This is a genomic window from Streptomyces sp. CB00455 (assembly GCF_001905445.1).
In the GTDB taxonomy this organism is placed as follows: domain Bacteria; phylum Actinomycetota; class Actinomycetes; order Streptomycetales; family Streptomycetaceae; genus Streptomyces.
Genome location: NZ_LIVQ01000015.1, coordinates 38887 through 49015, shown reverse-complemented (window position 1 = coordinate 49015; position 10129 = coordinate 38887). Strand labels below are relative to the sequence as shown.

The window sequence follows — 10129 nt, the reverse complement described above, 5'->3', positions numbered from 1 at the left end:
ACCTTCCCGGTCACAGCACTAGTCGAGGCCTACGACCAAGAGCCAACGCAACTCGATACGGCCTCCGATCCCAAGGTGCGCGCAACGGTCGCCGCCACCTGGCGGACCCGGCCGGTCACCGTGCAGCTGGCGCTACTCACCGGCCCGGACATGGTGACCTACCTGCAGGGCAGCTGCGGTGCTCCGACGAGAAGCAGCGGCCACCAGGGACCTACCGGATCATGCAGGGCGGCAGCTGGACGAGGACCCGGACGTGTCCGTCTGCCGCGCGGCCGCCCACCGGCCTGACACACCGCCGCAGGTCCCACTGCGGTTGATCCGTGCTCGATGTCATCGCCTCGGCCGGCCAGCCCGTGGACAGCAAGCACATCCGAACCCGCACCAGCCTCACGCCGCGCGGCCGTCCAAGCGCCGGCCCCGGAATGGGACGTAGGAGCCGTCGATGAGGCGCTCGGCCAGGCCTTGGCCGCACAGCCAGAACAGCAGCTGTTCCAGTACCAGGTGGGGCAAATGCGCCGCGGTGCGACAGGTCCAGTCCTACACGTCAATGGGCCTCGCACTGTGAACAGTGCGAGGCCCATCAGTAACCCTTCCCTGCGTCCGCTACTGGTCGGTCCAGGGGTCATCCACTCCGAGCAACCTCAGTTGCTCACGCCAATGCACGAACTTCTGCGGGGCCCTGTTCCAGAGCGTCGAATCATCGAAAGGACACTCTTCCAATGCCCCGGTGAAAGTCAAGCGCAGAAATTCTGTCATTCCGTAAGCGTACTCGCGCCAAGGCCGCAAACCGCTCGCCCTGAAGACCGCGACGGTCCAGTTGTCAGGATTCTCCGCAGTGGTGCGCCAGCAGGCAATATCGCCTGCCACGGTTACTCCCCAGGCGATGACAGGCCATTTTGCGTCCCGAGTCAATTCTGCGGATCCGGCGTCGGGCCACCCGTCGCGGGCGTTGGCGGTTTCCTCTTCAACGTCGCTTTCGTGGCCTGCGAACGCCGGCTTGGGACGAAGCACCGCACAGGATTCGCTGATGCTGCCAGCGCCGTACACGGCCATGAACGCGACGTAGTCAGCAGGGAAGGTGGTGCCCCACAGCCTCGCCATCGCATCCCAGTCCACCTCCTCGTCCTGCCCGTCAGTTGAGGGCATGAGCTTGAGCAACCCTGCGAGGCCGCCAGTTTCGGGATCCCCTGTCAACGTATACCTCCAGTGGGTATGGGGTTGGTGGTTCCGGTGTCGTTGAAGAGCCCCAGGTTACGCCAGTGGTCATATTTCGGGCTGTAAATAGAATTCGGCACAATTGCGTTGATATTTATGCCCGGGGCTCCATTTTGGTTCCATCCGCGTGCCGTGATGCTGAACCCCGTCGGAACCGTGCGACTTCCGGCGTATTGGGGTTCGACGGTATAGCGCACGATCTGGCCGCTGTCAACAGCCTGGCGGACCCTCTCTTCATAGCTGCGCATGTGGTCAGTTATTTCTCCAGCGCCCCGGACCTTTACGTTTGCCTGACGCGAGCAGGTGGCAAGGTTCCTCAGATCGGTTCCCGAGCCGCCCAGGTCATTTCCGATGAGGTGGCAGTTGTTGATCGCTCGTTCGGGACTCAGGCCGAGCCAGCCTGCTGTACGACGAGCCCATTCGTACCCCGGGGGCCGGACCTGGTTGTTCGTTGCCGACCCACCTTTGACGATCGTCGGGTCCAGGCAGCCATCCATTTTGACAGCCCGGTTGCCGTTCGATGCATCGACGTTCGTGGGATCGATCCAGCCCTTGCCGCCTCTACGGCAGTCACGCGAGTCATCCTGACCGTTGCCCGTACCCGGGGCCGCGCCGGGTGCATTGTGCGTACTCGGAGTCTGGTCCGGCGTGTAGTCCGGATTTGTCCCCAGCAGCATGTTGAGGAGGTCCAAGGCGCTGGTGAGCATGCCGACGCCGTCTCCAGGCTGCCAGTTGCCCTTGCTCGGGTCCCAGTTGGGCTTGGGGGTGTGATCGGGGGCTGGACGAGCGTCCTTACCGTTGTTCGGGTTCTGATCGATTACGGGGCGGACAAGCTTGACGACCTTGCGAAGGGCGTCAAAACCGCCACGGCCGCCACCGCCACCGCCACCGCCACCGCCACCGCCACCGCCACAAGTGGTGCACCGGCGAGGAGCACGGTAGCGGTCGTTCTAAGGACCGAGGACGGGACCGTGCAGTTCGGGCATCTCGGCGACGAACGCGCCCGCGCTCGGCCAGGCCGGCGGGACGTGGACTTCGCGGATGGTGTCGATCAGGACGGGGAAGCGGCCCTCCCGCCGGCCCTGGGTCAGCCGCGAGACAGCCGCCGGTACATCGGCGGCGTGTGCGGCAGCACGCCCTCGGCTGCGACGCGGTACATGACCTGCCTCAAGGTCACCTTGAGCGGCGCGTACCCGTCCACGATCTGCCGGGCCCTTCCACGACGAGGCGCCACCGGATCCGTTCACGAGCCCTACAGGTACATATGTACCCCTCCGCCCGGCCGCTGGCCCCCGGGATACGGATAGACCTCTCCCCTCGGCTATCGCGAGGAAAGACACCTCATGCGGCTAAGAGGTCAAGACAGCGGGTGAAATGAGGGCCTCCGGAGGCGGCTCTGGCCGCCATTGTGAAGGCGAGCCGAGGTGTCCAAGCTGTCGTGCCAGGATGGAGGCCATGACCCGCTCCGAAATCGACAACGAGTTGAGTTCAGCCCTTCAGGACGCTCGCTCGGCATCATGGTCCGTCAGAGCGGCAGCAGGTCGGCGTCTGGCAGGCTCGGCAGAGGAAGCCGGAGTGGCTGACGTACTGCATCGGCTGCTGCTGGACGGCCAAGACACCGCTGTCACTCGCGAGACGGCGGAGGCTCTGCTCGAGCGGGGGGACATCTGCGGTTTGCGCATGGTCCTGGTGGCGCTCAGCAGCGCGGACGACGGCACCAGTGACTACCTCGATGGTGCAATCAATGACGTCTGCTGTCAGTCCGAGGAAGGTCTCGCACAGCTCGAGGAACTGTCCTCGGTGTTGGTATCGGATGCCGACGACTCGATCAGCAACGAAGCAAGCAGGATCCTGCGCGTATGGGCCCGCCGCTGACCTGAGGATTCACGCCACCGTGATCAGAGTTCCAACGTGCCCCATCAGGTCCCAGCGGGCTGTGGGAACGCGATGGATTCGTTGAAGGGGACGCGGGTCTGGAGGCAGTGGTGGAGCTGTCCGAGCATGCGGTTGAACAGGTGCCGCAGGGCCTGGGCATGCCAGTCTCCTGTCTCGCGTCGTCGCCGGTAGTGCGCGTTGGCGCCCTTCGAGTGGGTGAGGGTGGAGAAGGCCCATAGGTAGCCGGCGTGGTTGAGCCGGTTGTTCTTCACGAAGCGCCGTCCGACGTACTTGCGTTTGCCCGAGGCCCGGGTGATCGGGGCCGCTCCCGCGTATGCCTTGAGTCCGCCGGCGGTGGTGAAGCGCGTGCGGTCGTCGCCGATCTCGGCCAGGAGACGTGCTCCGACCCCGGGGCCGATGCCGGGGAAGCTGAGCATGATCGGCGCGTCGGGGTGGCTCCGGAAGGTCCGCTCTACCGCCTTGGCGAGCTCGTCGACGGCCTTGCAGACTGCGTTCAGCTGGACCAGTAGGGCCTTGGCCTGGATGCCCATGGCTTCCTCCACCGCGGGCAGCTGGCGGGCGGTCGGTTGCCGGAACAGCGTGTGGATCCGCTCGGCGTCCTCGTTGATGCCGCGTTGGCGGCCCGCGTTGTGCATCATCACCCGGAGCTTCCAGAGCGGCAGCTCAGCGGCCATGGCCGGGGTGGGTGCGGCGGCGAGGATCTTCCGCGCGTCCGGCCGGGTCAGTCCGCCTGCTTTGTGGCGCCATGCCTCCAGAGCAGCGGGGTAGTACTCGCGCAGGAGAGAGCGGAGCTGGTTGGCGATCTGCTGCCGGTTCCAGACGGCGTCCTGGTGGGCGCGGGCGAGAACGGCAATGGCCTGGGCCAGGTCGCTGTCGGCGGGGCCGGTGCATAGGCATGTCCGTGCGGATGATGTTCGCCAGGACCAGGGCGTCGCCGGGATCGGACTTCTTGCGGGAGACGCCGTGCCGGTCACGGTAGCGGGAGGCCGCCATCGGGTTGATCGCGAAGACCTGCCGGGCCCCAGTCCGCAGGGTGGCGACCAGCAGGCCGCGGCTGGTCTCGATAGCCACCGGGATCGGCGTCTCGGCGCTGTCGCCATGGTCGGCCATCAGGTCCAGCAGCAGCTGGTAGCCGTCCAGGTCATCGTCGATTCGAGACTTGGCCAGCAGCTTGCCAGTGTTGTCGATGATCGCGACGTCGTGGTGCCCTTCCGCCCAGTCGATCCCGCAGAACACGTCCATGGATCCCGCCCCTTCTCCCGTGCTGTTCTCGAAGGCGAGCACGCGGGGCCGCACGGCGCACTAATTCCAGGGCTCCAAGGCCCGCCACCTCATCAGCCGTGCGCGGCACCGCTGGACCGCACGGGCGCACGCCGTGTCCAGAGCTCGAAGCTCGTGAGGAAAAACGCGTCACCGTACGGCAGCTCATCCGTCGAGGATCCCGAACCCGACGGGCCCGTGGGGGCAGAACGTGAGAGGACCGGCCGGCACCACGGCGCCACCGGTCTTTCCACAGACCTGATCGGTCGGAGGTGTCGTAGGGGTCACCACGGCACCGACCGGACCACACACGTCCTGCCCAGGCAGACAGCGTCCGCCAGGCCCGTCAGAGATCCAGAACCTCTAATTGCTATCGAATTAGAGGTGTCGATTCCCGAAGGGGGCTTGCCCATGGCATCTGACCTGCACGAATGCAAGATCACCAGATTCGGGGGGTCCCACTCACGGTCACACCTGCGGTCCCCCGCCTAGTGCACCCGTGCAAACACCTCTCCAGCCCCCTTCCGGTGCAACCCTTCTGCGAGTCGGGATGAGTCCGGCGGCCCTCCCGGATGGGGAGGCTTGCCCAGGTGCGCTGAATGGGTGGAGGCCGGGCCTGTGGCGTGCCTGGGTCGCCGGGCAGCGGTTGTGGGTTCAGCGGGCCGATCGGCCCGTGCACGGATCACGTCTGCGAGGCAGGGCATGGGACGACACAAGCTGCACAAGCCGCGCGCGCCGCGTGGTGAGGGCGGGCGGCCGACGGAGTGGTTCGGCACCGCGTTCCACTCCGTCCGCGGGATGCAGCACCTGGACGTCCGCCGGTCCGGCAACGGCATCCTGATCACCTCCTCTCCCGCCGAGATCGACGGGGCCCCGGCCTCGTGGCAGCTGCGCCTGCGCAACGACGACGGCGGCCAGGGCCTGAACGGGATGGGCGCGGCCATGAAGGCCGGGCGCGGGCACGTCTACAGCGTGAGCGAGGAGCCCGGCGCCAAGACCGTCCTGGCGTTCCTCCCGAACCACCCCGCCGAAGGCGTCGGCACGCTGGCCCGGGTCCGTTCCGGCGAAGGCCCGGACGGTGACGTGGTCTTCGAGCGGTCCGCGGAGCGGCCGATGGGGCTGTGGGCCGAGGCCGGGGAGAACCTCCTGCTGATCGTGCCGCAGCTCGGCCCGGACGCGCCGGCCGGAGACGGAGTCGATGACTGCCTGCCGTGCCCCGGCTGCTACCGGCCCGTCTACGACAGCTCCTCCTCGCACACCCTCATCGGCGCCACCCCGTTCCCCCTGGCCGGGTTGTGCAGGCTGTGCGCCGACGGCAGCACTCTCCGCTCGCTGCGTCAGGCCGACGGCGTCCCCGTCGACCCGGAGCAGCTCGTCGTCCTGGAGACCGTGGCCGCCGCGATGGCGTAATCCGGCCCCTGGGCAAGCCCGCGTGGAGGGCTTGCCCAGGGTCGCCTTGGGCTTGCCCAGGGTGCTCAGGCTTGCCGGGTACCAGCTCCCACAGCGGGTGGGCAGGGCCGGTGCCGTCGCAGTGGAAGCACCGGCCGCCCCCGGGCGTGCTGCGGGCTCCGACGGTGTCGACGGCCTGGCGCAGGAGCCGAGTGAGGCCGTCGACGTGGGCCGGGTGCAGGGCGAGTTCGTGGCGCTGCACCAGGACGTGCTCCGGGAGCTGTCCTCCTCCCCCTACGAGGCCACCGCTCTGCTGTGGCTGGCCCTGAAACAGGCGGAGCTGCACCGGCCGGAGGAGCCGCCGGAGATCAGGAACTACCAGCTGGGGTTCCTGCTCGCGCCGTCGTTCTTCCTGACGCCCAGCGAGTTCACAGAAGCGGTGGACCGGCTCGAGGCCCGCGGCTTCGTTGACCGGGGTCGGCGCGTGAGGTGTGTGGATCAACCCCGTGGCGGTCCGCGTCGTGGAGCGCCGGGACCTGCCCGCCCGCCTGCTGATGCAGTGGAACGCGGACAGAGCCACCTGGGCAGGCGCGCCGATGACCACCTTTCCTTCCGCCTGACCCCGATGAGGGGGCCCGGCCCGGCGCGGCCTCGACGTGGCTCGACAATCATACGTCCTGTATGTTTAACTACAGATCGTCTTATTTTGTTTCTCTGGGAGGTTCTCATGCCGTCAGCCATCACGTACACGCGCTTCGGCGGCCCGGAGGTGCTCACCTTCTCCGAGGTCGACATGCCGCAGCCTGCCGCGCACGAGGTCCGGGTCCGGGTCCGGGCGGCGGCGGTGAACCCGCTGGACAACAAGATCCGCCGCGGCGAGCTGGCCGGGGTGTTCCCGGCCGAGTTCCCGATCACCCCGGGAATGGATGTGGCCGGTGTCGTGGACGCCGTCGGGGACGCGGTGAGCGGCATTGCCCTGGGTGATGAGGTCTTCGGTGTGGCCACGGGCGGGGCGTATGCGCAGTACGCACTGCTGGGCGGGCCGGTCGTCAAGCCGCAGGGGCTGTCGTGGGAGGTGGCGGCCGCGCTTGCGACCGTCGGGGAGACTGCCTTCCGCGCCCTGAAGCACCTCGACGTGCGCGGCGGTCAGACGCTGTTGATCCATGGCGCCGCGGGCAGTGTGGGCGCGATTGCCGTCCAGCTCGCCGTCGCCCGCGGCGTCACCGTGATCGGCACGGCTGGGGCGGCCGACCTGGAGCGGGTCACCGGGCTCGGCGCCACCGCCGTGCTCTATGGCGACGGCATGGTCGAGCGGGTGCGCGCCGCGGCGCCGCAGGGGATTGACGCGGTGCTCGACACCTCCGGTGCGGGCGTGCTGCCCCAGTCCATCGAACTGGCCGGTGGTCCGGAGCGCGTTATCACCCTCGCCGACATGAGCGCCGCCCAATACGGCGTGCGCTTCACCGGGATGGACCCCTCCGACCGTGCTCCCGAAGCGCTGCCGGAACTGGCCGAGCTGGCCGCCGCCGGCAAGCTCACTGTCCCGATCTGGCGTACCTACCCGCTTGCCGAAGCGGCCCGGGCGCACGCCGACATCGACACCCGCCGAAACCGCGGGAAGATCGTTCTTCTCCCCTGAGGCGGGATCCGGCCGGCGGCGGGGCCGCACAGAGACTGCTCTGTGCGGCCCATCGTTGTACCGCGTATCCCGTGAGGGGCGGCAGCCTCCCGCGGCTCGTCCCGGGAGGGCTGCCGGCAAACGGCCGCGCCGTCTCAGGGAGCGAGGCGCTCTGACTGGAAGGCGATCCGGTAGGTGTGGCTCTCCTGGTCGAAGCGCATGATGTCACCGCGCCGGTTCATGGCGTCGGGGTTTGCCCGGAAGGCTTCGAGGGCGTCTCGGTTCTCCCACTGGGCGTAGTTGATGATGCGTGTGCCGTCATCGCTGACGTGCACGGTGGAGGAGACGAAGCCCGGCTGGTGGCGCACCACGTCCTGGACGAACGTGCGGATGGCTTCCAGCAGGGCCGGCTGATCGGAGGCCTCGAGAGTGAACACGATCATGACCGTGAGCGTGTCGGCGTCTTTGTCGATCGTGATCATTGGGTTTCCCTCGGTTCGCGGGAGCGCGCATGGCGCATCGGCGGGGGTGATGCACCGGAGGGACCCAGCTCGAGATACCGGAGGCGGGAGACCCGGAGCGAACACCCGTAGTTATGGAACGAGTCGTATGATAGCGATGGGCTTGTATGATTCACTCATGACTGACGAAGTCGGCGCTGCCGCCAGAACCGACCCCCGCATCGAGCGGACCCGGGCCCACGTGCTCGGCCACGCCCGCGAACTGCTCACCACCCGAGGCCCCGACGCGGTCACTTACACCGAACTGGCCGCCCGGGCGCGCGTCACGCGCCAGACCCTCTACCGGCACTGGCCCAGCCGCGAGCGCCTGTTCATGGACCTGCTCCTTGAGGGCCCGCCCACCGAGTACCCCGACGGTTCCGGCACCCCGCAGCAGATCGCCGCCGCCTTCCTGCGCAGCCTGCGCGCCGGCATGGAGGCCCAGGCGAACGCGAGCGCACTGATGATGCTCGCCGCCCAGGCCGACCACGACCCCCAAAGCGACCAGGCATTGAACCGCCTGGTCACCAACCGCCGCGACGCCCTCAACCAACTCCTGGCACCGTTCGGGGTGAGCGTGGACGCCGACGAGTACGCCCGCCTGTGCGGACCCGTACTCTTCCGGCGCTTCATCTCCCGCGAACCCGTAACCGACCAGTTCATCGAAGATCTCGCCGCCACGTTCACCTCCAGCAGCGCACCCGTCGGCCCGCAACGCAAGGAGCACCGGACCTGACCAGGCGCTTTATACCCTGCGGCCTACTGCGCCGGAGGGATGAAGAGCTCCCACGTTTCAATCCGGGCACTGTCAGGGTCCATGGCGCCCAGGTACGCCTCGGTGATTTCCCCCGCGTCAGCGAACGCGGCCTGGGAGTTCTCCGAATCCTGCACCGTCTCCCAGTCCACCGAGATCATCCACGTGCCGTCAGGCGAGCGGAGCGTACGACGACTGCCCGGCAGATAGCCGGGCTGAGTCGGCTGGAACTCCCGGTCCATCCGAAATGCCGCAGCCAGGAAATCTTCAGTCCGCACCCCTTCCCTCAGCCGGAAGGTGACAACCTCGGTAAACGGCATAGGTGGATCCTTCCCTGACACACAGCACGAAACGGGTGACCCCACCACACTCGCCCACCCCACCGGCCAACGCCCGACAGGCAATACCAAACGGGCTACACCCCTATTCCTCGTCTGAGTGCAGAAGACCGCCCCGACCGCGATGTCCACGTCCTTCCCCGCACTCACCCAGGCTGTCCCGCCCGAGGTGCACGCCCCGGAGGACGACCCGGTCCGCGTCGCCTGGGCAGACGAGCAGTTCGCGCTCTACGGGGCGTCGGTCTCTCTCTGGCAGAAGAACCTGGTGCGGGTCGTCCACCGGGCGAACGGCGAGCGGCCGGACCTGGTCGAGGCCACGGACGAAGGATGCACACACACAGCAACGGTGGCCTCGACCGGCCTCCCCACGACGTCCCTTGTCCACAGGGGCGCCGTGGCGTCCTTGGGGACATGAGCGATCACGAGCAGCAGCAGCCGGCCCCGCGGCGCGGCAAGGTCTTGGAGGCCCTCGCGCGGGCGGAGCGGAGGCCACCCGGTGGACTCCACTCGATGCTCTGCATCGGATGCAGAGCACCGGAAGACCGCCCAGCTCCCCCGCCATCACGCACCCATCCGCCGGACCCTGACCGCTACCAGGGCCAAGCCTCACGGCCGAGACCCGGGCATGGAAGCTCGACCAGGCGCAGCTCCGCGCGCTCGCCGAACTCGGCGTCGACTGGGCCCGGTAACCGGATCTGGGGGCCGTTCCAGAATTCTGGAACAGTCACCCCGACCTGCGGAGAGTCAGTCGCGGCGGGGTATTGGCGACCGCCCCAGCGATTCCCAGCCCCCACGGCGCGGGCTACTCGGGGCGGACCTGCGCGGCCTGCATGCCCTTCTGGCCCTGCTCAGCCACGAAACTGACGATTTGGCCTTCCTTGAGGCTCTTGAAGCCGTCGGACTCGATCGCCCTGAAGTGGACGAACAGGTCATCGCCCCCGCCCTGCGGAGTGCCGGCGGCAAGGCGCCATCGCCGTCCGGGCCAGCACCCGCCGAAATTCCGGGACAGGCTCCCGTCGGCGCCAACGCCTGATTCCGGCCGACGTTCAGACCGGCATCCGTCACATGGCATGCGTGGCCGCCAGCGCTGCCGACTGCGGGCGATCGGGACGGCGAAAAGACGGCCGGCGGCGGAGGAGGGCCGGTACGTACTGGGCGA

General features: G+C 68.0%; 11 protein-coding genes and 1 pseudogene. 5 read left to right on the top strand and 7 right to left on the bottom strand.

The genetic code is table 11. The features are described from left to right. Positions 1-387: 387 nt before the first annotated feature. From AMK16_RS38250 to AMK16_RS33340, 3 genes are all read right to left on the bottom strand, one after another. On the bottom strand, positions 388-510 hold the full coding sequence (locus AMK16_RS38250) for a hypothetical protein (RefSeq protein WP_274535401.1): 123 nt from the start codon (positions 508-510) through the stop codon (positions 388-390). Positions 511-603: 93 nt separating this feature from the next. Next, positions 604-1158, bottom strand: coding sequence for a hypothetical protein (locus tag AMK16_RS33345; protein ID WP_079191903.1), 555 nt, complete (start codon positions 1156-1158; stop codon positions 604-606). A 32-nt stretch (positions 1159-1190) separates the two neighbouring features. Then, the gene (locus AMK16_RS33340; protein WP_079191902.1) at positions 1191-1922 is read right to left on the bottom strand and encodes a DNA/RNA non-specific endonuclease; all 732 of its coding nucleotides are present in this window, start codon (positions 1920-1922) and stop codon (positions 1191-1193) included. Between the two features lie 868 nt (positions 1923-2790). Between AMK16_RS33340 and AMK16_RS33335 the strand changes: the two genes are divergently transcribed. Next, positions 2791-3090 carry a hypothetical protein gene (locus tag AMK16_RS33335; protein WP_073921084.1) on the top strand — a complete coding sequence of 100 codons (300 nt, stop codon included), beginning with the start codon at positions 2791-2793 and terminating at the stop codon, positions 3088-3090. A 44-nt stretch (positions 3091-3134) separates the two neighbouring features. Here the strand turns inward: AMK16_RS33335 and AMK16_RS33330 are convergent. After that, positions 3135-4353: pseudogene (locus tag AMK16_RS33330) on the bottom strand (IS110 family transposase). 720 nt (positions 4354-5073) lie between these two features. Here AMK16_RS33330 and AMK16_RS33325 point away from each other — a divergent pair. Together AMK16_RS33325 and AMK16_RS38435 are read left to right on the top strand one after the other, a co-directional pair. Next, on the top strand, positions 5074-5781 hold the full coding sequence (locus tag AMK16_RS33325; protein WP_073921083.1) for a hypothetical protein: 708 nt from the start codon (positions 5074-5076) through the stop codon (positions 5779-5781). 121 nt (positions 5782-5902) lie between these two features. Further along, complete coding sequence (locus AMK16_RS38435) at positions 5903-7399, top strand: NADP-dependent oxidoreductase (protein ID WP_338014536.1); 1497 nt, start codon at positions 5903-5905, stop codon at positions 7397-7399. A 134-nt stretch (positions 7400-7533) separates the two neighbouring features. Here the strand turns inward: AMK16_RS38435 and AMK16_RS33315 are convergent, their stop codons facing one another. Beyond that, entirely contained in the window at positions 7534-7860 is a 327-nt protein-coding gene (locus AMK16_RS33315) for an antibiotic biosynthesis monooxygenase family protein (protein WP_073921081.1), read from the bottom strand. Between the two features lie 157 nt (positions 7861-8017). Here AMK16_RS33315 and AMK16_RS33310 point away from each other — a divergent pair, with 157 nt between their 5' ends. Next, positions 8018-8614 (top strand): TetR/AcrR family transcriptional regulator, encoded by a 597-nt coding sequence (locus tag AMK16_RS33310; RefSeq protein ID WP_073921080.1) that lies wholly within the window; start codon positions 8018-8020, stop codon positions 8612-8614. Positions 8615-8637: 23 nt separating this feature from the next. Here the strand turns inward: AMK16_RS33310 and AMK16_RS33305 are convergent, their stop codons facing one another. Beyond that, complete coding sequence (locus tag AMK16_RS33305) at positions 8638-8952, bottom strand: hypothetical protein (RefSeq protein WP_073921079.1); 315 nt, start codon at positions 8950-8952, stop codon at positions 8638-8640. A gap of 118 nt (positions 8953-9070) precedes the next feature. Between AMK16_RS33305 and AMK16_RS34635 the strand changes: the two genes are divergently transcribed. Next, entirely contained in the window at positions 9071-9385 is a 315-nt protein-coding gene (locus tag AMK16_RS34635) for a hypothetical protein (RefSeq protein WP_079191901.1), read from the top strand. A 387-nt stretch (positions 9386-9772) separates the two neighbouring features. Here the strand turns inward: AMK16_RS34635 and AMK16_RS38690 are convergent, their stop codons facing one another. Further along, on the bottom strand, positions 9773-10042 hold the full coding sequence (locus tag AMK16_RS38690; RefSeq protein ID WP_443333632.1) for a cold-shock protein: 270 nt from the start codon (positions 10040-10042) through the stop codon (positions 9773-9775). Positions 10043-10129: the final 87 nt, after the last annotated feature.